The sequence below is a fragment of the Algihabitans sp. genome, assembly GCF_965226985.1.
Classification (GTDB): domain Bacteria; phylum Pseudomonadota; class Alphaproteobacteria; order Kiloniellales; family DSM-21159; genus Algihabitans.
In genome coordinates this window covers 1198104-1221655 of sequence record NZ_OZ245712.1, presented here as the reverse complement: position 1 = coordinate 1221655, position 23552 = coordinate 1198104, and the positions used below count along the sequence as shown (strand labels likewise).

22 protein-coding genes and 1 tRNA gene are annotated in these 23552 nt (G+C 65.4%); 2 read left to right on the top strand and 21 right to left on the bottom strand.

The window, feature by feature from the left end; all coding sequences use genetic code 11:
• Positions 1-57 precede the first annotated feature (57 nt).
• The 5 genes from ACO054_RS05500 to ACO054_RS05480 all read right to left on the bottom strand — a co-directional run bounded on the left by ACO054_RS05500 (position 58) and on the right by ACO054_RS05480 (position 5075).
• Positions 58-1371, bottom strand: a complete 1314-nt coding sequence (locus tag ACO054_RS05500; protein ID WP_421709438.1) for a TRAP transporter large permease — start codon at positions 1369-1371, stop codon at positions 58-60.
• A 2-nt stretch (positions 1372-1373) separates the two neighbouring features.
• Positions 1374-1880, bottom strand: a complete 507-nt coding sequence (locus ACO054_RS05495) for a TRAP transporter small permease (RefSeq protein WP_421709437.1) — start codon at positions 1878-1880, stop codon at positions 1374-1376.
• A 27-nt stretch (positions 1881-1907) separates the two neighbouring features.
• On the bottom strand, positions 1908-2918 hold the full coding sequence (gene dctP / locus ACO054_RS05490; RefSeq protein ID WP_421709436.1) for a TRAP transporter substrate-binding protein DctP: 1011 nt from the start codon (positions 2916-2918) through the stop codon (positions 1908-1910).
• A 90-nt stretch (positions 2919-3008) separates the two neighbouring features.
• Positions 3009-3986 (bottom strand): 3-hydroxybutyryl-CoA dehydrogenase, encoded by a 978-nt coding sequence (locus ACO054_RS05485; protein WP_421709435.1) that lies wholly within the window; start codon positions 3984-3986, stop codon positions 3009-3011.
• Positions 3987-3989: 3 nt separating this feature from the next.
• A complete protein-coding gene (locus ACO054_RS05480) occupies positions 3990-5075 on the bottom strand; it encodes an NAD/NADP octopine/nopaline dehydrogenase family protein (RefSeq protein WP_421709434.1) in 1086 nt (361 codons plus the stop codon).
• Between the two features lie 309 nt (positions 5076-5384).
• On the opposite strand from ACO054_RS05480, the gene ACO054_RS05475 reads away from it, so the two are divergent.
• On the top strand, positions 5385-5591 hold the full coding sequence (locus ACO054_RS05475; RefSeq protein WP_421709433.1) for a hypothetical protein: 207 nt from the start codon (positions 5385-5387) through the stop codon (positions 5589-5591).
• Between the two features lie 23 nt (positions 5592-5614).
• Here ACO054_RS05475 and ACO054_RS05470 read toward each other — a convergent pair whose 3' ends face one another.
• Genes ACO054_RS05470 through ACO054_RS05435 form a run of 8 tightly spaced genes read right to left on the bottom strand, consistent with a single transcriptional unit; the run spans position 5615 to position 13495 of the window.
• Positions 5615-6022 (bottom strand): RidA family protein, encoded by a 408-nt coding sequence (locus ACO054_RS05470; protein ID WP_421709432.1) that lies wholly within the window; start codon positions 6020-6022, stop codon positions 5615-5617.
• Positions 6023-6024: 2 nt separating this feature from the next.
• Complete coding sequence (locus ACO054_RS05465; protein ID WP_421709431.1) at positions 6025-6432, bottom strand: acyl-CoA thioesterase; 408 nt, start codon at positions 6430-6432, stop codon at positions 6025-6027.
• A gap of 1 nt (position 6433) precedes the next feature.
• Complete coding sequence (locus ACO054_RS05460; RefSeq protein ID WP_421709430.1) at positions 6434-8053, bottom strand: AMP-binding protein; 1620 nt, start codon at positions 8051-8053, stop codon at positions 6434-6436.
• Positions 8050-9243, bottom strand: coding sequence for an acyl-CoA dehydrogenase family protein (locus tag ACO054_RS05455; RefSeq protein WP_421709429.1), 1194 nt, complete (start codon positions 9241-9243; stop codon positions 8050-8052). Before ACO054_RS05455 ends, ACO054_RS05460 begins: the two co-directional genes overlap by 4 nt.
• A 16-nt stretch (positions 9244-9259) precedes the next feature.
• The gene (locus ACO054_RS05450) at positions 9260-10063 is read right to left on the bottom strand and encodes an enoyl-CoA hydratase family protein (RefSeq protein ID WP_421709428.1); all 804 of its coding nucleotides are present in this window, start codon (positions 10061-10063) and stop codon (positions 9260-9262) included.
• A complete protein-coding gene (locus ACO054_RS05445) occupies positions 10060-10509 on the bottom strand; it encodes a MarR family winged helix-turn-helix transcriptional regulator (protein WP_421709427.1) in 450 nt (149 codons plus the stop codon). The genes ACO054_RS05450 and ACO054_RS05445 overlap by 4 nt, the downstream gene beginning before the upstream one ends.
• A complete protein-coding gene (locus tag ACO054_RS05440; protein WP_421709426.1) occupies positions 10506-11240 on the bottom strand; it encodes an SDR family NAD(P)-dependent oxidoreductase in 735 nt (244 codons plus the stop codon). The genes ACO054_RS05445 and ACO054_RS05440 overlap by 4 nt, the downstream gene beginning before the upstream one ends.
• Positions 11237-13495: a bifunctional salicylyl-CoA 5-hydroxylase/oxidoreductase gene (locus ACO054_RS05435; RefSeq protein WP_421709425.1), complete on the bottom strand. Its 2259-nt coding sequence runs from the start codon at positions 13493-13495 to the stop codon at positions 11237-11239. The genes ACO054_RS05440 and ACO054_RS05435 overlap by 4 nt, the downstream gene beginning before the upstream one ends.
• Before the next feature lie 232 nt (positions 13496-13727).
• On the opposite strand from ACO054_RS05435, the gene ACO054_RS05430 reads away from it, so the two are divergent.
• The gene (locus ACO054_RS05430; RefSeq protein WP_421709424.1) at positions 13728-14768 is read left to right on the top strand and encodes a cytochrome-c peroxidase; all 1041 of its coding nucleotides are present in this window, start codon (positions 13728-13730) and stop codon (positions 14766-14768) included.
• Positions 14769-14915: 147 nt separating this feature from the next.
• Here the strand turns inward: ACO054_RS05430 and ACO054_RS05425 are convergent, their stop codons facing one another.
• From ACO054_RS05425 to glpX, 8 genes are all read right to left on the bottom strand, one after another.
• Positions 14916-15842, bottom strand: coding sequence for a D-ribose ABC transporter substrate-binding protein (locus tag ACO054_RS05425; protein WP_421709423.1), 927 nt, complete (start codon positions 15840-15842; stop codon positions 14916-14918).
• Between the two features lie 69 nt (positions 15843-15911).
• Complete coding sequence (locus ACO054_RS05420; protein ID WP_421709422.1) at positions 15912-16961, bottom strand: ABC transporter permease; 1050 nt, start codon at positions 16959-16961, stop codon at positions 15912-15914.
• Entirely contained in the window at positions 16942-18387 is a 1446-nt protein-coding gene (locus ACO054_RS05415; RefSeq protein ID WP_421709421.1) for a sugar ABC transporter ATP-binding protein, read from the bottom strand. The genes ACO054_RS05420 and ACO054_RS05415 overlap by 20 nt, the downstream gene beginning before the upstream one ends.
• The gene (gene rbsK, locus ACO054_RS05410; protein ID WP_421709420.1) at positions 18387-19295 is read right to left on the bottom strand and encodes a ribokinase; all 909 of its coding nucleotides are present in this window, start codon (positions 19293-19295) and stop codon (positions 18387-18389) included. The genes ACO054_RS05415 and rbsK overlap by 1 nt, the downstream gene beginning before the upstream one ends.
• A 273-nt stretch (positions 19296-19568) precedes the next feature.
• Positions 19569-19644, bottom strand: a tRNA-Glu gene (locus tag ACO054_RS05405).
• A 46-nt stretch (positions 19645-19690) separates the two neighbouring features.
• Positions 19691-20512 (bottom strand): DUF1194 domain-containing protein, encoded by an 822-nt coding sequence (locus ACO054_RS05400; RefSeq protein ID WP_421709419.1) that lies wholly within the window; start codon positions 20510-20512, stop codon positions 19691-19693.
• A gap of 190 nt (positions 20513-20702) precedes the next feature.
• Complete coding sequence (gene recJ / locus ACO054_RS05395; RefSeq protein WP_421709418.1) at positions 20703-22511, bottom strand: single-stranded-DNA-specific exonuclease RecJ; 1809 nt, start codon at positions 22509-22511, stop codon at positions 20703-20705.
• A 40-nt stretch (positions 22512-22551) separates the two neighbouring features.
• Positions 22552-23520, bottom strand: coding sequence for a class II fructose-bisphosphatase (gene glpX, locus ACO054_RS05390; RefSeq protein WP_421710330.1), 969 nt, complete (start codon positions 23518-23520; stop codon positions 22552-22554).
• Positions 23521-23552 lie beyond the last annotated feature (32 nt).

Sequence of the window (23552 nt, the reverse complement as noted above, 5' to 3'; positions counted from 1 at the left end):
CTCTGCCCTGCCCTGTCAACAGGCTCTAGACTTGTGACCAGCGGAGGATCGTCTGGGCTAACCGGCCACCTGCGGCAGAAACAGAACGATCTCCGGAAAAACCGTCAGCAGCAGCATCACCAGCAGAGTGCAGGCGATATAGGGTGCGGCGGCGAGGGCAACCTCCCCCAGCGTCGTACCGGGCGGTCCGACCCCCATCATCACGAACAGCAGCATGCCGAACGGCGGAGTTGAAAGACTCAACTCCAAGGCCAGCAGCATCAGGATGCCGAACCAGATCGGATCGAACCCGAGACTCGTCACCAAGGGAACGAAGATCGGGAGCGTCAACATCATCATCGACAGCTGATCCATGAACATGCCGAGCACAACCAGGATCAAGAGCATGCCCAACAGCATCACGTAGCGGCTCACCTCGAAGTCCGTCGCCCAGGCAAGTAGCCCGGAGGTCGCCCCGGAGAAGGCCAGAACTTGGGAGAAGGTGGTGGAGCCCAGTATGATGAAGAACATCATGGCCGTGACGGCGAGAGCGCCCTTCAGGGCCTTGACGACCGCCGACCAGGTGAGACAGCGGTAAAGAAGAGCCAGCAGGATCACGGAGAGAACGCCGAAGGCGGCACTCTCGGTCGGCGTCGCCCAGCCGAGCAGGATCAGGCCGATCACGGAAAAGACCACGAGCCCCATCGGCAGCACGTTGATCAGAAGGGCCTTCGCGATCTCGCCGGCCGAGGGGCGCTCGCTCGCATAGCCCGGTGCCGCCTCCGGATCTCGGGCGATCTGCACGCGGATGACGATCACGTAGAGCAGCGCGAGAACGATGCCCGGCACGAGCCCCGCGATCAGCAGTGCACCGACGTCCAGCCGGGCGAGCGAGCCGAGCAACACCGCCAGGGTTGAGGGTGGAATGATCATCGCCAGTCCGCCGGTGGCGAGAATCGGCCCCATGATCATGTGCTTCTTGTAGCCGCGCCGGGTCATCTCCGGGACCATGAGCGATCCCAGCATGGCCGTGTTGGCCATGGAGGAGCCGGAGAGCGTGGCGAAGACCGTACCGCCGCCGACCGTCATGTAGGACAGGCGGCCAGGCAAACCTCCCAGGCACTTGTCCAGCGCGTCGAACACCCGCGCCGCCAGGCCGGTGTGAAAGAAGAGTTCGCCCATGATCATGAAGAGCGGCACGGGCACCAGCGTGAAGGTGGTCAGGGCGCCGCTGGCGTTGGCCACCAGTTGATCGACCCCGGCCATACCGCCCAGGAAGACCAGAACACCCAGGATGTTGATGGCGAGGAAAGCGATGGCGACCGGTACGCCGATCGCCATCAGGGCGACGAGACCGCCGATCAGAAGAAGCGCCGCCTCCCCCCAAAGCATCGTCAGGCGCCTGCCACGGTCTGAGTTTGCCGACCGTCGTCACCGACGATCAGAAGACGCAAAAACTCGGTGGCACAGAGTCCCAGACCGACGGCGAGCAGAGCGTAGGCGACCCAGCCGGGTACATCGATGGAGCGGATATCGACGTCGTTCCGGGCGACAGCCTCGAGTCCCAGGGCCGCCGCACGCCAGGCCAGGAAGGCGCAGACGCCGAGCGAGAAGGCAAGACCGCCGCGAACCGCCCATCGGTGAGATCGCGGCGGGAGAGCGGCGACAAAACTGTCCACGGCAACGTGGCCGCCCCGCCGAACCAGCCAGGGCGCGCCGGCCACCGTCGCCGCGAGCATGGCGTACTCGACCAACGCGCTTGCCGCCTGGATCGGCGGCAGGCCGAGATTGCGCAGCATCACGTCGACGACGATCAGAAGCGCACTCAGTCCCAGAGCCGACGCACCGGCGACGGCCAAAGCGCCGATCAGGACATCGTAGAGGCGGATCAGCCCGCGCATCGCGGACCTACCACCGCCTGCGGAGTGTCACCGGTCGTAGTAGGCATCGCGAAGGGCATCGTAGTGAGGGCTGCCGCTCTCGCGAAGACGGTCCCAGGCCGTCTCGAAGGCGGTATCGAGATAGCGCTCAGCGGTGGGCCCGGTGATCTCCACGACCTCCATGCCGGCCTCCCGAACCGCACGGTCGGTATCGGCGATATTCTGCTGATAGAAGTCGTAGGATTCCTGCTCGTACTTCGCCGCCGCGGTCGTCAGGATCTCCTTCGCCTCGTCGGACAGTCTGCCCCACCTCTCCTCGTTCATAACCACGACGAGATCGGTCTGGAAGAAGGGCGGATCGATCCGATGGGTGAGGAATTCGTCCCAGGAGAGATCCTGGATCGCGACGAGCGGCCAACCGATTCCATCGACCACGCCGCGTTCCAGGGCGGTGTAGACCTCCGGCACGGGCACGGATACGCTGGTGGCGCCGAGCGCGTCGAAGAACTCCCGATAGATCGGCTGACTGCGCAGCTTCACTCCGGACAGATCGACGCTTCCGTCCTCGTTCCGCGCCGGCGCCTCCGTCAAGTAGATGTGGAAGGTGATACCGGTGTCGATATGCGCGAGCAGATAGGCGCCGAGCTTCTCCTGATAGACCTCGCGCATGATCGCCAAGCCGCCGTTCTCACGCGCCTCCATCGCCGTGATGGTGGAGCCGACCCAGGCATCCACCTCGGGCACCTGACCGAGGTAGTAGGTGCCCGGTCCGTACTGCATGTCCACCACGCCGCGCCGGATCGCCTGCGCCTGTTGCGGCGGAGGAACCACTTCCGGCCCACCCATGTAGTCGATACGGACGACCCCCTCGCCAAGCTCGTTGACCTTGTCCACAAAGCGCAGAAAGCTCTTCGAGAACTCGACGGGCGCTGGGAAGGCGGTCACGGCACGTAGAACCTCCTCTGCGGCGGCGGGTCCCGCGGCACTTCCCAACGCTAGCCCCGCGGCGAGCGCCAGAGCGACCGATCTCTTTTTCTTCCGGACGACACGCGTGAACATCTTCTTCTCCCTGTCTATCGGAGCGTTCTGCGCTCCGGTTTGCCTTGAACCACGCATCCTGTCGGGCGAAACCTCGGTTGCCCCCTTTGGTCAGGCGGGTGGCCTGGCGAGGCCGGCAAGACGCAACTGGTCGAGAAATCCTGCCAAGCGGGACTTGCGGTAGGCCTCCAAGTCCCGGTCCCGGTAGTCGAAGAATCCGGCGCCATCTTTCAGACCGTTGCGACCGGCATGCATGTTGCGATCGACGATCGAAGGGGCTGCAAAACGGTCGTCTCCGGTTGCCTCGGTCATATAGCGACTGGCGTAGTAGAGGATGTCGTTGCCGCCCCAGTCGATGAACTCCAGCAGCCCCAGCACGGCGAAACGGAAGCCGAACCCGTAGAGCAGCGCCTTGTCCACGTCCTCGGCGCTGGCCACGCCCTCCTCGACCAGGCGCGCGGCCTCGTTCATGGCCAGCATCTGGACACGGGGCACGATGTAGCCCGGCGATGCCTTGAGCCGGACCGGCACCTTTCCAACGGCGGTCAGCAGGTCCAGCAAAGCTTCAGTCACCGCTTCGTCGGTTCGCGCAGACGGACTCACCTCGACCAGAGGCACGAGGTAGGCGGGGTTCAGCCAGTGCGCGTTCAGGAACCGCTCCGGCCGAGACACGCAGCCCATCAGCTCATCGACCAGAAAGGTCGAAGTGGTCGAGGCGACGATGGCGTCGGGTGCCAGGTACGGATCGATCAGGGTAAAGGCTTCGGCCTTGGCGTTCTTGATCTCCGGCACGCCCTCGAAAACGACAGCGGCGCCACCGACGGCGGCTGCTGCATCGGAACGCGGAAACACGCGGATGCGCCCGACGATGCGGTCGATGGCAGCCGCCTCGAACAGGCCGAGTTCCGCGAGGCTCGCCAGACCTCCCTCGATCTCGGCCAGGGCCGCGTCCCGCAAGCGCCCGAAGTCCTCCGGCGCGCGCGACTTTGCGTCCAGCAGGGCGACCTCGAAACCGGCGTAGGCGAAGACATGCGCGATACCGCGTCCCATCCGGCCCGCGCCCACGGCACAGATGCTCGACTGCGCCACGCCCTAAAAGCCCTCCTGGAGAAGTTCGGTCATCTCCTGGCGCGTTAGCTTCGCCAGACCGAGCGTTTCCAGAGTCCGGCCGGTGGCTGCAAAGTCCTCCTCCGCCACGGCGGAGGCGACCGCGAGAAGACCGGCGGCGACACGACATTCGATACCAACCCAGCGCCCGACCGAGACGAGAAAGGCAAGCCCGAGCCCGACGTCCTCGCGCATGTAGCGATGTGTCCTGAGATCGAGATCCTCGCGCCAGTCTCCACTGTCGGTCAGCTTCTCGTGCGCAAGGTTGCCGTACATCCACTCGTCGCCATCGGCATTGTAGTGGTCGGCGAGCGGAAAGTGCGGTGCCGCGTAGCCCAGGGCCTCACGGATGGCCATTCGCTCTCCGTCCAGGGCCGTCGTCGCGCGCCGGATCGAAGGCTGAGTTCCCTCGTTGTGGATGTCCCAATGGTCGAAGTGTTCGATCGGCCCCGCATTCATGATGATGAGCGGCGGATGGATGATCGGCCCGGCGTTCATCAGTGCCGCCGACAGCGCATCCTCGATCGGCTCGATCGCGTCCGGAAAGGCTTGGGCGATGTGTGCGATGGCATGATCGCCCAGGCGAGCAGGAAAGACGCCGGTGGGAAGCCGCGTAGCCCGCGTCGTGATCGCGACCTCGTTGGCTCCGTGCTTGCGACAGAGCCAGGGAAGGGTTCCGGTCTCGCCGATGGCGACATCCGCTTTGCAGCCCGCGTCGCGCAGCGCTTTCATCATCAGGTAACTGCCGAAGGTCCCGGGCGGCAGGAAGATGACCTGACCGTCCGTGAGATGCGGTGCCAGCGCTTTCGCCAGATCGGGTTGCGCGAAGGCCGGCGTCGGCGCGACGATCAGCTCCGCGCCGGACACGGCCGCCGCGATGTCGTCCGTGATGGTATCGATAGCAACGACCCGGCGGCCCTCGAAGTCCTTGAGCGCGATCCCGCCGGCAGCCTGCGCCGGTGCCAAGGCAGCCGTGTCCCGACGCCAAAAGCGAACGGCGCTGCCCCGCAGCGTGATGTCGACCGCCGCAGCGTAAGAGCCGTTACCTCCGCCAAGAACCGCAACGTTCATATAGAGATACTCCCCCCGTCGGTCGGCAAAGGCATCGTGGTCACTCGATGCCGCTCGCAAACTTTATGCAAATACATAGAAATTCACAAGACTGCCAACGACGCTTCTTCTCCACGGCAGTTTCTGTCTCGTTAGAGACCGTCACCCAGCATGGACTTGCGCTTGTGCAAGGGCGACCGGCCCCACAGCACGTCGGTTGAGATCTGGGTTGGGTCGGTATGTCCGGTCAGCCCCAAGACCCGGTCGATCTCATCGGCAAGGAGAGACAGGGCGTGATCCGCACCTGGTCAGCCAAAGGCTATCGATACTGTGACCCAGTTCGCGCCGGTCAGCGAGACCTGCGAGCTGGTCACCCGGACAGTTGTCGACGGCGTGTTCTTCCCGATGGAGTCCGTAGTGAACTTCCGGCTCGCCCCGGCTCTGACCAATGCACTCACGGCTACAAGCGGTGTTCACCGCGACGGTGACGACGTCATCGTTAACCGCAACGCCTTTGCGCGCTTGAGCTTCGAGTAGCAGACGACAAGCGCGGCGCTTCCCTAACGCGGCAGAACCGCCGTGGCTTCGATCTCGACTTTCGCGCGGTCTTCGATCAGGTCAGCCACCTGCACCATGGCCATGGCCGGAAAGTTGCGGCCCATCACGGCCCGATAGGCTTCGCCGATCTCTTGCAGGCGTTCCAGGTATTCGCGCTTGTCGGTGATGTACCAGGTCAGGCGGACGAGATGTTCAGGACCGGCCCCAGCTTCGGCGAGCACGGCGACGACGTTTTCGAGCGCCTGACGCAGTTGCCCTACGAAATCGTCGGTTTCGAACTGCTGTTGGCCGTTCCAGCCGATATGCCCGCCGAGGAAGACCAGGCGCCCTTCGGCTAGGATTCCGTTTGCGTAGCCCTTAGCCGGCTTCCAGCCGGAGGGATGGAGAAAGTGGTGCGGTGTTGCCGACATGCTCAGGCCTCGAGTTGTTCTTGCAGCTTGGCCCGCAAACCGTCGGGCCACCGGCACGACTTGCCGGTCTCCATGTCGACGGCCACGAGTACGATCTCGGCGCGCAGCCGCGTCTCGGCCGCATGACGCCCCTCGACGGTAAAGGTGACGCTGCTGCGACCGAGGTGGATCAGGCGGAGGTCGAACTCAATCACCTCCTCGAGCCGACTCATCGCGCGGAATTCCGTATCGATCCGAACGGTCGGAACCGACACACCCTCGCGCAGGTGGAGTTGATGGAAGCTGGCCCCCACGCGATCCTCGAAGAAATGCTCAACTGTCAGATTGAGCATTTCGAAGTACCGCGGATAGAAGACGATGCCAGCCGGATCGCAGTGCTGAAAGCGAATGGTTTGCGGCAGAGTGAACACGTCAGAGGTCCCGCAACCGGAAGCGCTGCACTTTGCCGGTCTGGGTTTTCGGCAATTCCTGGAGGAAACGGATGGACCTGGGGTACTTGTAAGGTGCGATCGTCGCCTTCACGTGATCCTGCAGGCGCTTCACCATGGCCGCGTCCTGCGGCAGCCCCTCGTCCAGAACCACGTAGGCCTCGACGATCTCGCCGCGCTCGGCGTCCGGGACGCCGATGACGGCGCATTCCGCCACGTCGCTATGCGCTAGCAAGGCCGCTTCGACCTCCGGCCCGGCGATGTTGTAGCCCGAGGAAACGATCATGTCGTCGTTGCGGGCGGTAAAGCGGAAGAAGCCGTCGTCCTCCTCGACGAAGGTGTCGCCGGTTATGTTCCAGCCGTCGCGCACGTAGTCGCGCTGGCGAGCATCCGCCAGATAGCGACACCCCGTCGGCCCGCGCACCGCGAGCCGGCCCGCTGCTCCGCGCGGTAGCTCGTTCATCGCGTCGTCGACCACCTTCGCCTCGTAGCCGGTGACGGGTCGCCCGGTATAGCCGGGCCGCGCGTCCTCGAAGCGACTGGAGATGAAGATGTGCAGCATCTCCGTCGCACCGATGCCATCCAGCATCGGCTTGCCGGTCTTGGTCCGCCACTCCTCGAAGACCGGTGCCGGCAGAGTCTCACCGGCACTGACCGCGCAGCGCAGTGTCGAGAGATCGGCTCCCTGTTCCATCGCCCGCAGCATCGCACGGTAGGCCGTCGGCGCCGTAAAGCAGATCGTCGCCTTGTAGGTCTCGATGATCTCGATCATGTTCGGCGGAGAGGCCGTCTCCAAGAGGGTCGCCGTGGCCCCGAAGCGCAGCGGAAAGATCGCCAGTCCGCCGAGGCCGAATGTAAAGGCGAGCGGTGGGGATCCGACGAAGACATCGTCCGGCCGTACTTTCAGGACTTCCTTGGCATAGCCGTCGGCGATCGTCAGGAGATCGCGATGAAAGTGCATCGTCGCCTTCGGCTCGCCCGTCGTCCCCGAAGTGAAGGCCAACAAGGCGACGTCGTCACGTCCCGTCCCGACCGCCTCGAACCGTACGGACTTGGACAGGGCAGCGCGGTCCAGCTCCGCATCGTGATTGGCCGTCCCGTCGAAACCGACGACGGTCTTCAGAAAGGCGCTCTCCTTCGCGCTGGCGACCAGCTCGTCCATCAGACGCGTATCGCAGAGAGCGTGGCTGATCTCCGCCTTGTCGATGATCTTGGAGAGCTCGCCGGCGCGCAGCATCGGCATGCTGTTGACCACGACGGCTCCCGCCTTGGTCGCCGCGAGCCAGCAGGCGACCATCGCCGGATTATTCGCAGAGCGTATCAGTACCCGGTTGCCGGGCTTAAGACCGTAGTCCTTGACCAGGGCGTGGGCGAGCCGATTGGTCCAGTCGGACAGCTCCTTGTAGGTGCGCTGTCGCCCGTTTCCGATCAGCGCGACACGGTCGCCGAACCCCTTTTCGACCATGGCGTCGGTCAGCTCGACGGCGGCGTTGAGATAGTCCGGGTAGGAAAAGCTATCGCGGAGGAAATCGGGGCAGTCTTCGACGGCCGGCAGACGGTCCCGGGTGAAGCTGTCCTGATGTGCCGTGGGTCCCAGGTTCATCCCAGAACCTGCCGCGCGATCACCACCTTCTGAACGTCGGAAGCGCCCTCGTAGATCCGCAGCGCGCGGATCTCGCGATAGAGACTTTCGACCATCGCCCCCTTGCGCACGCCCTCTCCACCGTGCAACTGCACGGCCATATCGATGACCTTCTGCGCCTGTTCCGTGGCGAAGAGTTTGGCCATGGAAGCCTCCCGGGTGACCCGTTCGGCGCCGCGGTCCTTCGCCCAGGCGGCGCGATAGACCAGCAGCGCGGCGGCATCGATATCGAGTGCCATCTCTGCGATGTGCCCCTGAACCATCTGTAGCTCCGCCAGAGGCGCGCCGAAGAGTTCGCGCGCACGCACGCGCTTGGCCGCTTCCGAGAGCGCCCTGCGTGCGAAGCCGAGCGCGGCAGCGCCGACCGTCGCCCGGAAGACATCCAGGACGGACATCGCGATCCGGAAGCCCTGCCCCTCGGCACCAACCAGTGCGTCTTCGGGCAGCCGAACCTCGTTGAAGCGCAGATGTGCCAGAGGATGCGGCGCGATGACCTCCTGCCGCTCGACGATCTCCAGCCCCTCCGCATCGCCGGGGAGCAGAAAACAGGAGATCCCCTTAGGACCCGGCCCGCCGCTTCGGGCGAAGACGCAATAGAGATCGGCGATCCCGCCGTTCGAGATCCAGGTCTTCTCTCCCGATAGAATCCAGGCGTCTCCGTCGCGCCGGGCGACCGTCTCCATATTGGCGACATCCGAGCCAGAGCGTGGTTCGGTCAAGGCAAAGGCCGCGATGGCACGGCCCTGGGTCGTTCGCGGAAGCCAGCTCCGATGGGCTTCAGACCCGAAAAGGGTGATCGCGCCGGTGCCCAGGCCCTGCATCGCGAAGGCAAAGTCTGCCAAACCGTCGTGACGCGCCAGGGTCTCGCGGATCAGACAGAGCGTGCGCACATCCAGCGAACCGGCGGAGTGCGTGAGCCACCCCTCCGCACCGAGACGCGCCACCAGATCCCGGCAGGCCGCGTCCACGTCGCCGTGGTCGACCGACAGGCCCGCGCACCAGCTCTCAAGCGCCTCGGCAAGCTCTCTGTGCCGATCCTCGAAGAACGGCCAGTCGAGGAAGGACCGGTCGACATCCTGCATCCGTCCGGCCCCATCGGCAGCCGCCTCGGCCAGAGGCAGCGCGGGTGAGGCCGCTGTCGCCTTCGCCATCATCAGTCTCCTGCTCTCAATCTCCCGCAAACACCGGCCGTTGCTTGGCAACGAAGGCCCGGTAGGCACGCTCGAAATCCTGGGTCTGCATGCAGATTGCCTGGGCCTGGGCCTCCGCTTCGATCGCCTGCTCCAGCCCCATGGACCACTCCTGGGACAACTGCGTCTTGGTGATGCCATGCGCGAAGACCGGGCCTTCGGCGATACGCTGCGCCAGCGCCAGCGCCTCGCTCTCGACCTCCGTCGCGACGCGATTGAAGAAGCCCCAGGCCTCGCCTTCCTCGGCGCTCATGGACCGGCCGGTGTAAAGCAGCTCCGCCGCGCGTCCCTGACCGATCACCCGCGGCAGCAGAGCGCAGGCGCCCATGTCGCAGCCGGCCAAGCCGACCCGCGTAAAAAGGAAGGCCGTCTTGGCCGTCGGTGCGGCAAGTCGCAGATCCGACGCGAGCGCGATCATGGCCCCCGCACCGACGCAAACTCCCTCGACGGCCGAAATGACCGGACGCCCGCAGCCGATGATCGCCTTGACCAGATCGCCGGTCATGCGCGTAAAGGCCAGCAAGCCCTTCATATCCATCTCGACCAACGGGCCGATGATCTCGTGCACGTCGCCGCCGGAACAGAAGTTCCCGCCGTTGGAGGCGAAGACCACCGCGTCCACGTCCTCGGCATAGACGAGATTGCGGAAGGTATCGCGCAGCTCCGCGTAGCTCTCGAACGTCAAAGGGTTCTTGCGCTCGGGGCGCGTGAGACGCAGGACGGCAACGCGACCCTCCATGCGCCACTCGAAGTGCTCCGGCTTGAGGTTTGCCAGCTTCATGTCTCTACCTTCCGGATTTTCTCCAACGCGGCCGTGGTCTCCGCCACTTCCCGATCGTCGAGCGGATCGATGAACTGCTGAATCCAGTGGGCGTGCTGTACAGCCATCGCCTCGAAGGCAGCCCGGCCTTCATCCGTCAGGCGCACGCGCGTGGCCCGACGATCCCCTTCGACCTCAACCCGAACCACCAGGTCGTCTTCCACCAGGCGGTCGACGATGCCGGTCACGTTGCCGTTGGAGACCATCAGGCGACGCGACAGCTCGGACATCTTCAGGCCATCCGGCCGGCGTTCCAGCGCCGCCATGACGTCGAAACGCGGCAGCGTCGTTCCATGCTCCAGGCGCAGTTTCTCGCGCAGTTCGGCTTCGATATGGCGTGTCGCCTTGAGCATCTGCAGCCAGAGGCGCAGCCGAAGTCTCTCCGCTTGAGGCAAGTCGAGGCTCATACCTCGCCCCCCGACAGCGCGATCGCCTGACCGTTGACCGCATCCGAGCCCGGACCGCAAAGCCAGAGTGCCGCGGCCGCGACCTCCGTCGGCTGGATCAGCCTGCCCTGGGGATTGAAACGCGCGAGGCCGGCGCGCGCTTCCTCCGCTGTCCGGCCCGTCGTCCTCGCGATCTCTGTCACACTGCGTTCGGTCATCTCACTGTCGAGAAAGCCGGGGCAGAGCGCGTTGACCGTGATCCCCTTGCGCGCGGTCTCCAGTGCCAGCGACCGGGTTAGACCGACCACGCCGTGCTTCGCCGCCGCATAGGGCGCGACGTAAGCATAGCCCTTCAGCCCTGCGGTCGAGGCGACCGAGATCAAACGCCCCCACCCCTCCATCTGCCGCAAACCTTCGCGGAGAGTCAGGAAGACACCGGTCAGGTTGACGGCCAGCATCCGCTCCCAAGCCTCCGTCGTCGTCTTGACGAAAGGCGCGCTTTCCGATGCGCCGGCGTTCGCCACCACGATCTCCTGCCGTCCCGCCTCGGCAAAGAGGTCGGACAGCGAGGTCTCGCTGGTCACGTCGGCCTGGATCGCCCTCATGCGCTGTCCGGCGACAGCCCGCAGCGGCTCCAGCCTCCGTCCGGCGACCGTCACCCGAGCGCCGGCATCGGCGAAGGCACCGGCAATCGCAGCGCCCACGCCGGAGCCGCCGCCGGTGATCAAGACGGACCGTCCCGCGACGGTCATCCGCGATCCGCCAGGCGGCGCATCTGATCGCGACCCGCAAGATAGGGGTCAGGCCAAGCCACCTCGTCATCGCGGAGCGCCACGGCCGCGTGCAGCGTCCAATAGGGATCGGAGAGATGCGGACGGGCCAGGCACACCAGGTCGGCGCGGCCCGCCATCAGGATCGAGTTGACGTGGTCCGGCTCGAAGATGTTGCCGACCGCCATGGTCGGCATGCCCAGCTCGTTGCGGATACGGTCGGAAAAGGGCGTCTGGAACATGCGCCCGTAGACCGGCTGGGCCTCGGTCGAGGTTTGGCCGGCGGAAACATCGCAGATATCGGCCCCGGCATCGCGGAAGAACGCCGCGATCCGGACAGCCTCTGCGGCATCGACGCCGCCGTCGGACCAGTCGGTCGCGGATATCCGCACCGACATGGGCTTGTCGGCGGGCCAGACGTTGCGGACGGCACAGAAGATCTCGAGCGGATAGCGCATCCGGTTCTCGAGCGAGCCGCCGCAAGCGTCGCTTCGCCTGTTGGAGAGCGGCGAGATGAAGGAGGAGAGCAGATATCCGTGCGCGGCGTGAAGCTCGAGCATGTCGAAGCCGGCCCGCTCGGCCATCTCGGCCGCCGCCACGAACTGGTCGCGCACCAGATTCATATCGGCGCGATCCATCTCCTTCGGCACCTGATTGCGCGCCGACCAAGGAAGCGCGGAGGCCGACAGGATCGGCCAATTGCCGTCCTGCAGCGGTGCATCCATCTCCTCCCAGCCGAGCTGGGTCGAACCCTTTCGGCCCGAATGCCCGATCTGACAGCAGATCTTCGCCTCGGTCTCCGCATGCACGAAGTCGACGATCCGCTTCCAGGCGGCCTCATGCTCGGCGGCGTAGAGACCGGGACACCCTAGGGTGATCCGTCCTTCGGCGGAGACACAGGTCATCTCCGTGAAAACCAGTCCGGCGCCGCCCTTCGCGCGCTCGCCGTAATGAACCACGTGCCAGTCGGTGGGGCAGCCCTCCAGCGCTTTGTACTGGGCCATGGGCGACACTACGATTCGGTTCTTCAGCTTCATCCCGCGGAGCTGATAGGGCGCGAACATCGGCGCGCGGTCTCGATTCGAAGCGGCTTGCCTCTGGAACCAAGCCTCGGCGGAGGCGAGCCACGCGGGGTCGCGCAAGCGCAGGTTCTCGTGACTGATTCTCTGGGATCGCGTCAGCAGACTGTAATTGAACTGCACCGGATCCAGGTCCAGGTAGCGCTCCACGTTTTCGAACCATTCCGTGGAGTTCCGCGCCGCTGACTGCAGCTTCAGGACCTCCACCCGTCGATCTTCCTCATAACGCCGGAAGGCCGAAGCCATATCGCCCTCGTGCAGATAGCTCGCCAAGGCGATGGCGGACTCCAGCGCCAGTTTGGTGCCCGAACCAATGGAGAAATGCGCGGTAGCAGCGGCATCGCCCAGCAGCACCAGGTTCCGGTGCGACCAGCTCTCGCAGAGAACCCGCGGGAAGTTGAGCCAGGCGGAGCCTCGCAGGTGATTGGCATTGGAGACCAGACTATGGCCATCGAGATGCTCGGCGAAGATGCGCTCGCAGGTCGCGACGCTCTCCTCCTTCGTCATGCCCTCGAAACCGTAAGCGTCCCAGGTCTCCTGCGAGCATTCGACGATGAAGGTCGCCGTGTCTTCGTCGAACTGGTAGGCGTGCGCCCAGACCCAGCCGTGCTCCGTTTTCTCGAAGATGAAGGTAAAGGCGTCGTCGAACTTCTGGCGGGTTCCGAGCCAGACGAACTTGCATTGCCGCAGATCGATGTCGGGCTTGAAGACCTCCGCGAACTCGGAGCGCGCCCGTGAGTTCAGACCATCGGACGCGACGACGAGATCGTAACGCTCCATATAGGGGGCAGCACTCTCCACCTCCGTTTCGAACCGCAGCTCGACGCCCAGATCTCTAGCCCTCTGCTGCAGCAACAACAGCAGTTTTTTGCGCCCGATCCCGCAGAAACCGTGGCCGCTTGAGACCGTCCGCGTCCCCTTGTGAACGACCGCGATATCGTCCCAATAGGCGAAGTGAGCCCGGATCGCCTCGGCACTGACAGGGTCGTTTTCAGAGAGATTCGTTAGGGTCTCGTCCGAGAGGACCACGCCCCAGCCGAAGGTGTCGTCGGGACGATTGCGCTCGATCACGACGATCTCGTGATCGGGATCCCGCAGCTTCATGGAGATCGCGAAGTAGAGCGCCCCCGGTCCGCCACCCAAGCAAGCTACGCGCATCGTCAAGCCTCCAATCCCGAGACATCTTGATAGCGCAGATGGCAATTTATTTCAAACATGAAATTTCATGTTTGAATATTTTCCGTATGCTGCTCACGCAATCGTACGGCCGACAGTCAAGCAGGCCGCAAAACGCTCACTCGGACGGGATAAATTGAACCGTAAATGACGCCGGTCAATGCGTTATCACCATAATTAGAATCTTCTAAAGAGACTACTTCAGGAGGTCTCAATGAAACTCTTTATCACCACGCTCCTGGCATCCGTCTGCGCGATAAGCACGGCAGGAGCGAACGAGTTGCGCGACAAGGCTCTGGATTACTTCGTTCCGCTACCCTCGACGGTACCGAGTGTGCAGGACAACCCCATCACTCCGGAGAAGATCGAGCTCGGCAAAGCCCTGTTCTTCGATCCGCGTCTCTCGGCGTCGGGCGTGTTCAGCTGCCACTCCTGCCATAACCTCTCGACCGGCGGTGACGACAACCGGGAAACCTCGATCGGTCACGGCTGGCAGATCGGGCCGCGCAACTCTCCCACTGTCCTGAACTCCGTGCTGAACGAAGCCCAGTTCTGGGACGGCCGTGCCGAAGACCTCAAAGCACAAGCGAAAGGACCGATCCAGGCCAGTGTGGAGATGGCGAACACGCCGGAGGTCGTAATCGAGACCCTACTAAGCATGCCGCAATACCGGGAGTGGTTCGCGGACTCCTTTCCTGACGAGGCAACACCGGTCAACTTCGACAATATGGCGCGGGCTCTGGAAGCCTTCCAAGCGACACTGCTGACACCGGCTCCCTTCGACGCCTTCCTGAACGGCAACATCGCCGCCCTGACGGAACAGCAGCAGCAGGGATTGGACCTCTTCATCGACCGGGGCTGCGCAGCCTGCCACAGCGGCGTCAACGTCGGCGGACACGGCTACTATCCCTTCGGTCTGATCGAAAGGCCGGGTGCCGAAATCCTTCCGCCCGACGACAAGGGCCGTTTCGCCGTGACGGAAACCGTGGACGACGAATACGTCTTCCGCGCCTCGCCCCTGCGCAATATCTCGGTTACGGCGCCTTACTTCCATTCGGGCCGGGTCTGGGATCTTGAGGTCGCGGTGCAGATCATGGCCCAGTCGCAGCTTGGCCAAGTGCTGCCCGACGAAGAGGCTGCAGCAATCGTCGCTTTCCTGGACAGCCTGACCGGCGAAGTGCCCGAAGTTCCCGTACCGGCCCTACCGCCGGAGACCGCGACCACGCCCCGCCCGACTGCGGAGATCGTCCGTTAACGGAATGAGATGTGAGGCCCAGGGTGGGAACCTGGACACACTGCAGGACCGCGCCTCTCCAACTGAGGGTCCAGGAGAGGCGCGGTCTTGGCCTGTTGCAGAGTTCGGAGCACAGACCATCTGAGAGTTGGCTGCCGCCCCCTCGTCTCAATCGCAAGCGTCGTTGGTCACCAGACGCAGCTCGACGAAGACATCGGTCTGCTCGCTGGGCGGCCCGTTGGTGACGATCTCCTGCGCAATCTCGACAGCTTGCGAGCCAAGCTGATCCGGCTGCTGGGCGACCGTGGCGCCCATGCGGCAGTCCTCGACCGAACCGACGGCGTCGTCGGTGGCATCGAAGCCGACCACCAGGATGTCCCGGCCCGAGGACTCCACGGCCTGCAGGGCGCCCAGCGCCATTTCGTCGTTGTGGGCGAAGAGGGCATCGATTTCAGGTTGGGCAACCAGGATATTCTCCATCACCGACAACCCTTCGGCCCGGTTGAAGTTCGCGGTCTGGCGGGCCACGACTTCGACCTCCGGACAACTCTCCGCGATCGCCTCGTTGAAGCCTGCGCCCCGGTCGCGGGTCGCCGACACGCCGGGAATGCCTTCGAGCTCGACGACACTGCCCTGCGCACCGATCCGCTCGCAGATGAAGGTTCCAGCCAGAACGCCACCGGCGGCATTGTCGGAGACCACGAAGGACGACAGCTCGACGTTGTTGACGCCGCGGTCCACGGCGATCACAGGAATCTCAGCGTCGATTGCGCCGCGCACGGCGGGCACGACGGCATCCGAATCGGTCGGATTGACGATCAGCACGTCCACGCCGCGGGTCACCAGGTCCTCGATGTCGGAGACCTGCTTGGACACGCTGTCCTGAGCGTCGACCACCACGAGATCGAGCCCGAGCCTACCGGCAGCCTCCTGCGCGCCGTCGCGCAGGGTCACGAAAAAGGGGTTGTTCAAGGTCGATACCGACAGACCGATGGTGCCGTCGGCGGCAAGAGCCGGGCTGGCGGTCAGTCCGAAAGCGGCAGTCAAAACAAGGCCGCCTAGGGCGGTTCTGGGCTTCGTCATGGTCTTGGGCATGGCAATCCTCCCTTTTCGAATATCCGTTGATCGCAAGATGTCACTCAGGCGCGGGCGAGGCCATAAGGTTCAGCGACGCTTCGCCGCCAGCCGCTCGATCAGCAAGGCGGCCAGGATCACACCCCCCTTGACGATCTGCTGGTAGAAGGACGGGACGTCCAGGAGGTTCATCCCGTTGTTGATAACGCCGATGATCAAGGCGCCGATCAGCGTCCCGAAGACTCCCCCCTTGCCCCCGAACAGCGAGGTCCCTCCCACCACCACGGCGGCGATGGCGTCCAGTTCGAAGGCCACACCCGCCGAGGGTTGGCCTGAGTTGACACGCGAGGTGAGGATGATCGCCGCCAGCGCCGCGGCGAAACCGCAAAAGGCATAGGTAAAGAGCTTGACCCGCCGCACCGGGATCCCGGAGAGGCGCGCTGCCTCCTCGTTGCCGCCGATGGCGTAGATCGAGCGGCCGAGCGATGTGTGCCGAAGCAGGAAGTAGGAGATCCCCAGGAAGACGAGCATGATCCAGATCGGCGTCGGCAACCAGAGGATCTCCCCGTTGCCGATCTGGTAGATCGCCTCCGGCATGCCGCTGATCGGACGGCCTTCGGTGTAGGCCAGAGCGCCGCCGCGAAACATCGTCAGGCCGGCCAGGGTCACGATGAAGGGGGCGATGCCGGCGTAGGCCACGAAAGCGCCGTTCCAGAGACCGAGCAGGGTGCCGATCAGCAACATGGCGCCCATTGCCAGCCAGGGGTAGGCCAGCTGTAGGAAGGTCGGCTCCAGGCCGCGATCGGGCACGCCCAGGACGGCGATGCTGGCACCGATCACGCCGGTCAGCGCCACCAGCGACCCCACCGACAGATCGATGCCGCGCCCAATGATCACCACGGTCATACCAAAGGCGATGATCGCGTTGATCGAGATCTGGCGCAGGATGTTGACGATGTTGTTCCAGCTCAGGAAGCGGTCGGACAGCGCCGACAGCACCACGATGAGCGCCAGCAGGGCCAGGACGAGCCCGAAGCGGGCCAGCAGGCCACCCCAGTCGAACTGCGGCGGAGGCCCTTCGCCGGTCCCGCCGTTCCGGTCTTCACTGCGCCCCTTCGACTCACTGCGCCCCTGTGACATGGGCAACCACCTCCTCATGCGCGACCGGGGCGACCAGCTCGGTCGCGACACGCCCTTCGCGGAAAACCAAAATACGATCGGACAAGCCGACGAGTTCCTCGGTATCGCTGGACGACACCAGAATGCCGAGCCCCTGCGACGCCAGGGACTGAATCACGTCGTAGAGTTCCGCCCGGGCGCCGATGTCGACACCGCGTGTCGGTTCGTCCAGCAACAGCACCTTCGGACGCGTGGCCAAGGCCTTGCCGACCACCACCTTCTGCTGGTTGCCGCCGGAGAGTTCGCCCACGATCTTCAGCGGATCGGGTGGCCTGAGAGCCAAGCGGTCGATCCAGGTGCGGGCTTCCGCCTCTTCGCGACGCGGCGACAAGACACCCTGCCGCGACACCTGCTTCAGGACCGACAGAGTCAGGTTGTGGCTCACGGACATGCCCAGAACCAACCCCTGCGTCTTGCGGTCGGACGGTACCAGCGCGATCCCGCGACCGATGGCATCGTGGGGCGACCGGATCGGTTTGTCGTCCCAGTCGGCAACGCCCTCCAGTCCGAACAAAACACCCGGCACCCGGCTACGTCCGGACCCGATGACGCCCGCCAGACCTACGACCTCGCCGGCCGCCAGCCGAATCTCGTTCGCGTCCAGTCCGTCCGCCTGAAACCGAAAGGTCCCGACGGACGGCCCGCCGGTCATACGGCTGACCTGCGCTTCGGTCCGAACGGCCCGACCCACCATCATCTGCACGACCTCCTCCGGTGTCGCCTCGGCAACCCGGACCGAACCGACCAGCGCGCCGTCGCGCAAGACCGTCACCTGGTCGGCGATCCGGAAGATCTCTTCCAGCCTGTGGGAGATGTAGACGACCGCCACACCGTTGCGCTGGACCCGTTCGATCAGATGGAACAGACGTTCCGTCTCATGCGCCGACAGCGCCGCGGTCGGTTCGTCCAGAACCAGGATACGGCCCTTGCGCGCCAGGGCCCCCGCGATCTCGACGAGCTGCTGCTCGCCGATACTCAGCCGTTCCACCTCGACCGCCGGGTCGATGTCCAACTCGATATCGCGCAGCAGGGCCGCGGCGCGAACCCGTAGATCCCGATGGCTGATCGTCGGCGGCAGATCGCCGAGAAACAGGTTCTCCGCGACGCTCAGACTGGGAACCAGCGCCAGTTCCTGAAAGACCATGACGATCCCGTGCGCACGGGCCTCGGCCACGCTCGACAGGGCCACCGCTTCGCCGGCGACCGTCATGGTACCGCCGTCGCGCCGCTCGACACCGGATACCACCTTCATCAACGTCGACTTGCCGGCGCCGTTCTCCCCCACCAGAGCGTGAACCTGTCCCTCGTCCAGGGTGAAGTCGACGCCCTTGAGGGCCTGAAAGGAGCCGAAACTCTTGGTGATGCCCCGCATCTCCAGAAGCGGCATCAGGCGCTCCGCTCGGCGAGGAAGGCCTCGATCTCGACCCGTTTCGGTATCGCCGGTTGAGCACCGACACGGGTGGCGGCAAGCGCGCCGGCCGCGTTGCCGAAACGCACTGCGTCGGACAGCGCCATCCCCTCCCCCAACGCTACGGAGAGAGCACCGACGAAGGAGTCTCCCGCCGCCGTCGTGTCGACGGCCTCTACGGAAAAGCCGGGAACGCGGCCGACCTTACCATCCTCGGCCCAGCAGGCACCGGCGGCACCCAGCGTCAGAACGGCCGCTGGAACCTGCGCCGCAAGCTGGCCGACAGCCGCTTCGGGATCGGCTGCAACGGCCTCGGCAGTGAGGCCGGTCAAGCTTGCCGCTTCGGTTTCGTTGACCAGCAGAACGTCGATATCGGCCAGCTGCTCAGGGGCCAAGGCTCGCGCAGGCGCCAGGTTAAGCAGCGTACGCGCGCCGGCCGCCCGTCCCATCCGTGCCGCCGCCAATACCGTCTCTAGCGGGATTTCCAACTGCAGCAGAACCGCAGTCGCTCCCTCGAAAAGCGAGGCCGCGAGGCCGTCGGGAGTCAGGGCGTTGTTGGCGCCCGGGGATACCACGATGCTGTTCCGGGCCGCCTGGTCGACGGTGATGACCGCGACGCCGCTCGGGCCCGACACAGTCTCTACCGACCCGACATCGATCGCCTCGGCAGCCAGGCGGTCGCGCAGAACCGGGCCGAAGGCATCGCCGCCGACCCGGCCGACCATGGCGACCGCTCCGCCGGCCCGGGCTGCGGCGACGGCCTGATTGGCGCCTTTGCCGCCGGAATACTGAGCCAGATCTCCCCCTAGTAGCGTTTCACCCGCTTCGGGAAAGCGGGGCACACGGATCACCAGATCCATGTTGATGCTGCCAACGACGACGATCACGCGGACCCCTCTGCGCGACACGACCGGTCGCCTCGGACTCCGGTTCGGGCCGACAGCGAAACAGTCAAAGAGATATTCGGCTGAAACACGACTTGGACCGCCGGCAACCTATCCCCGGCCCCCCGCTCCGTCAAACGCGTGCCTGCGGCATTTCCGTGACCGGAGCTGACGGCCGTTCAGGCGCGGGACTCCGCTACGCTTGAGACCTCCGCTCCGTGCCGGCGGCTGTCATAGTCTGATCATTTCAGGGATCTTCGCGGCCCTGCGGCCCAGTGGCGTCCCCAACGGGAGTCGAACCCGTGTCTTCAGCGTGAAAGGCTGATGTCCTAGGCCTCTAGACGATGGGGACGCAGCTAGGGGCCGGCACGGCTCGCGCCGTCTCCAAGCCCCGTGACTTACTCAGCCGCGACGGGGATTGCAAGCTCATCTTGACGATCAGGAGAAACGGGCGTGACCGAGTGGCGGGCGGCCTGGGTCGAGCGCGCCGCACCACCCAACTCCTGCTCGATCTGCGGCCCCGGCTCTATCTGCGGCCCTAGCGCGATCGGGGGGCCAGCGATCTCGCGCAGGAGCTTCTGCTTTATCGCCCGCGCGAAATCCTGGTAGTCGGTGGCCGACAGCAGGAAAGCGCCGGACCCGCCGATCACGTTCGACTTGAAGTAGTGATCGACGCTGGGATCTTCGTTGAGGATCGCCAGGCCGTTGACGGTGATGCCCTCGCCGATGGCGGCGTCGCGCATCTGACTGGTCTGGATGCCCTGGTTTGTGCGCCCGTCGCCGGACACGTCGATCACCCGGCGGAGCCCTTCGTAGGCATTGAAGGTCAACAGGTTGACCGAGAACTCGATGGCATTTCCGATCGCCGTGGAGCCGCCCGAGATGAACCGTGGCGTCGCGGCCAGCTCGTCGGCGAATTCCAGGGACGAACTGGGACTATGGATGTGCATCCAATCGGTGGCCAGAACCTGCCGGTCCCGCCCCGACCACTGCACGAGCGAGACGGCGATCCCCCGCTCCCCAGCCGCCTGGATCGCGCCCTGGACCTCGGCGTCGCGAAAGGCGTCCGCGAGCCCCTGCATCTGCAGGTCGAACTCCCAGGAGGTGACCGACGAAGAGGCGTCGACGGCCAGCACCAACTCCAGTTCGACGACATCGCTGGCCTTCACGGGCGGAGCCGACAGCGCGAGCGCTGCGGCCAAACCGAGGGTGCGGATCATCCAGGTCACTCCGGAAGTATAGGCCGTTGGCGGCGGAGAGGAAGCCTCACCAACCGGGCCGAACGCTCAGCCGTACGGACCTGTTAGAACGCCCCTAAGCGAGAGCGAGCAAAAGTGTTTTCTTTCAGAACACTGGAGAATGTTCGAGACAAATAACATGAAGCCGGCACGCCGTGAGGCTGCCCCGCCGTCAAGCGAAAGCCGCGTCGTCGACGACGAACTGTACTGCGTCGGGACCGCTCCAGGTATCGGCGCGCAGCTTGCCGGCAAAGTGCAGAGGGCGGCCCCGCGTCTGGACCAGCGCTGGCCCCAGATCGCTCTCGAAAGCACGAAAACAGATAGCCTTCAGACTGCCGCCTTCCGAGCCCTGGAGGCGCAGCCGCAGGTGGCTCTCGCCGACCGGCCTGGCATCGACGGCCCGCACTGAGGAGAGCGCGAAACGCGGCTCCGGATTGCCCTGACCGAAGGGAGCGCAACGCTCGAGTTGCGCCAGCAGATCGGCGGTGGCGGCCCCGGCCGCCAAGACCCCGTCGCAGCCCAGAGCCGGACGCCAGCCGGTCTCGGCCAGCCGGCCGGCCAGCCGCGCGTCCAGGAAGTCGGTCAAGGCGCCCAACTGGCTCTCCGTCACAGTCAGGCCAGCGGCCATCGCGTGACCGCCGCCGTCGATCAGCAGCCCCTGCTGTCGTGCCGCGATGACTGCGGCCCCCAGGTCGACGTTCGGTACGGAACGCGCGGAGCCCTTGCCGACGCCGGAGTCGTCCAGTGCGACCACCAGGGCCGGCCGGTCGTAGCGCTCCTTCAGGCGACCCGCCACGATGCCGATCACGCCGGGATGCCAGCCGTGGCCCGCCGCCAGCGTCAGTCCCGCACGTCTGGGGCCGCGCTCGACCTGCTCGATGGCCTGGTCGAGCACCTGCCGCTCGATCTCCTGACGCTGCCGGTTGAAGCCGTCGAGGTCCGCTGCCAGGCTCGCCGCCTCGCCGGGATCGCCGCAGGTCAGCAGGCGCGCGCCCAGATCGGAGCGCCCGACCCGGCCACCGGCATTAAGCCTCGGTCCAAGCAGGAACCCCGCATGATAGGTGCTGGGCGGCCCATCCACCCGCGCCACTTCAGCCAAGGCTGCAAGCCCCGGATTGCCGCGCTGACGCAGCACCTTGAGGCCCTGAGCAACGAACGCGCGGTTGAGGCCGGTCAAGGGCACGACGTCGCAGACCGTGCCGAGCGCCACTAGATCGAGCAACTCCAGCAGCCGCGGCTCCGGCCGCTCGGCATACCAGCCGGCTTGACGCAGGGCCCGGTTGACCGCCACCGCGAGCAGGAAGGTAACGCCGACCGCCGCCAACTGACCCAGCCCGCTGTTGTCATCCAACCGATTGGGATTCACCACGGCATAGGCGGGCGGCAAGGCCGGCTCGGCCACGTGGTGGTCGCAAACGATGACGTCCAGCCCGGCTTCGGCCGCCTGCGCCAGAGGGCCGTGAGCGGTCGTTCCGCAGTCAACGGCGACACAGACCTTCACGCCCTCCGACTTCAGCCGAAGCAGCGCCGGTGCGTTGGGGCCGTAGCCCTCGGACAGGCGGTCCGGGATGTGGATTCGCGTTTGGACACCCAGGGCCGCGAAGAAGCGGTGGAGCAAGGCCGAGGAGGTAGCGCCGTCGACATCGTAGTCGCCGAAAACGCCGATGGTCTGACCGTCCCGCACCGCTTCGGCCAAGCGCGCCGCCGCCTTGTCCATGTCGGTCAGACGCGAGGGGTCCGGCAGTTGCTCACGCAGCGACGGCTCCAGGTAAAGCCCGGCGCCCTCCAGTTCGATCTCCCGGTTGGCCAGCACCCGGGCCACGATTTCCGGCAGGTCGAACCGCTGCGCCAGGGTCAGCGCCAAACGGGACTCCCCACCTCTCTGCTCCCAGCGCTTGCCGCTGAGCGACTCCGCCACGCCGAGCAGACAGGGCCGACTCTGACCTTTCGTCGCGGCAAGCAGACCGCTGTCCGGAGCCATCGGAGCCTCGTCCCTTCCTCTTCCCTCCGGCGCCCGAAACTCAGACGCCGAGACTGTCGTACCAGGTCTTGCGCGAGAAGTTGTGATGCGCCTCGATGAACCGCACCGTACCGGTGTTGGACCGCATGATCATGGAATGGGTGCTGGCACCGGCGTGATAGCGGCGGACGCCTTGCAGCATGGAGCCATCGGTCACGCCCGTGGCGGCGAACATGACATCGCCCGAGGCCAGGTCCAGCAGGTCGTACTTGCGGTCGAAGTCTTCGATGCCGATGCGGGTGGCGCGCTTGCGTTCGTCGTCGTTGCGGAAGACCAACCGGCCCTGGAACTGGCCGCCGATGCAGCGCAGGGCCGCCGCCGCCAGCACGCCCTCCGGGGCGCCGCCCTGACCGAGGTAGAGGTCGACGCCGGACTCCTGCTGGCTGGTCGCGATCACACCGGACACGTCGCCGTCGCCGATCAGCATGATCCGCGCGCCGGCGTCGCGGACGCGGCCGATCGCCTCCTGATGGCGGGGTCGGTCGAGGATACAGACAACCAGATCCTCGATCCTCACATCCTTGGCCGCCGCCAGGGCCTTGAGGTTGTCCTCGGGCGTCGCGTCGAGGTCGACGACACCCTTGGGCAGACCGCCGCCCACCGCGATCTTGTCCATGTAGACGTCCGGTGCGTTGAGGAAGCAGCCCTCGGCCGCCATGGCGATGACCGCCAGGGCATTGGGACCGCCCTTGGCGGTAATGGTCGTACCTTCGAGAGGGTCAAGCGCAATGTCGGTCTTGGGGCCGCCCTTGCCGACCTCCTCGCCGATGAAGAGCATCGGCGCCTCGTCCCGCTCGCCCTCGCCGATCACGACGCGGCCGTCCATCGCCAAGCTGTTCAGGGCCTCGCGCATCGCGTTGACGGCGGCCTGGTCGGCGCTCTTCTCGTCGCCCCGGCCCATCCATCGGGAGGCGGCGAGCGCAGCCGCTTCGGTGACGCGCACAGCCTCCAGGGCTAGGTTGCGGTCCATAAAGCTCATGGGAACGGTGGCTCCTGTGATTG

Excerpts from the sequence above, each read along its gene's own strand:
- dctP (WP_421709436.1), bottom strand. The coding sequence starts at position 2,918 with ATGTTCACGCGTGTCGTCCGGAAGAAAAAGAGATCGGTCGCTCTGGCG.
- ACO054_RS05480 (WP_421709434.1), bottom strand. The coding sequence starts at position 5,075 with ATGAACGTTGCGGTTCTTGGCGGAGGTAACGGCTCTTACGCTGCGGCG.
- ACO054_RS05460 (WP_421709430.1), bottom strand. The coding sequence starts at position 8,053 with ATGAACCTGGGACCCACGGCACATCAGGACAGCTTCACCCGGGACCGT.
- ACO054_RS05425 (WP_421709423.1), bottom strand. The coding sequence starts at position 15,842 with ATGCCCAAGACCATGACGAAGCCCAGAACCGCCCTAGGCGGCCTTGTT.
- ACO054_RS05455 (WP_421709429.1), bottom strand. The coding sequence starts at position 9,243 with ATGGCGAAGGCGACAGCGGCCTCACCCGCGCTGCCTCTGGCCGAGGCG.
- ACO054_RS05400 (WP_421709419.1), bottom strand. The coding sequence starts at position 20,512 with ATGATCCGCACCCTCGGTTTGGCCGCAGCGCTCGCGCTGTCGGCTCCG.
- ACO054_RS05435 (WP_421709425.1), bottom strand. The coding sequence starts at position 13,495 with ATGCGCGTAGCTTGCTTGGGTGGCGGACCGGGGGCGCTCTACTTCGCG.
- ACO054_RS05500 (WP_421709438.1), bottom strand. The coding sequence starts at position 1,371 with ATGCTTTGGGGGGAGGCGGCGCTTCTTCTGATCGGCGGTCTCGTCGCC.
- ACO054_RS05470 (WP_421709432.1), bottom strand. The coding sequence starts at position 6,022 with ATGTCGGCAACACCGCACCACTTTCTCCATCCCTCCGGCTGGAAGCCG.
- ACO054_RS05430 (WP_421709424.1), top strand. The coding sequence starts at position 13,728 with ATGAAACTCTTTATCACCACGCTCCTGGCATCCGTCTGCGCGATAAGC.
- ACO054_RS05415 (WP_421709421.1), bottom strand. The coding sequence starts at position 18,387 with ATGCCGCTTCTGGAGATGCGGGGCATCACCAAGAGTTTCGGCTCCTTT.
- ACO054_RS05445 (WP_421709427.1), bottom strand. The coding sequence starts at position 10,509 with ATGAGCCTCGACTTGCCTCAAGCGGAGAGACTTCGGCTGCGCCTCTGG.
- ACO054_RS05495 (WP_421709437.1), bottom strand. The coding sequence starts at position 1,880 with ATGCGCGGGCTGATCCGCCTCTACGATGTCCTGATCGGCGCTTTGGCC.
- ACO054_RS05420 (WP_421709422.1), bottom strand. The coding sequence starts at position 16,961 with ATGTCACAGGGGCGCAGTGAGTCGAAGGGGCGCAGTGAAGACCGGAAC.
- recJ (WP_421709418.1), bottom strand. The coding sequence starts at position 22,511 with ATGGCTCCGGACAGCGGTCTGCTTGCCGCGACGAAAGGTCAGAGTCGG.
- ACO054_RS05440 (WP_421709426.1), bottom strand. The coding sequence starts at position 11,240 with ATGACCGTCGCGGGACGGTCCGTCTTGATCACCGGCGGCGGCTCCGGC.
- glpX (WP_421710330.1), bottom strand. The coding sequence starts at position 23,520 with ATGGACCGCAACCTAGCCCTGGAGGCTGTGCGCGTCACCGAAGCGGCT.
- ACO054_RS05450 (WP_421709428.1), bottom strand. The coding sequence starts at position 10,063 with ATGAAGCTGGCAAACCTCAAGCCGGAGCACTTCGAGTGGCGCATGGAG.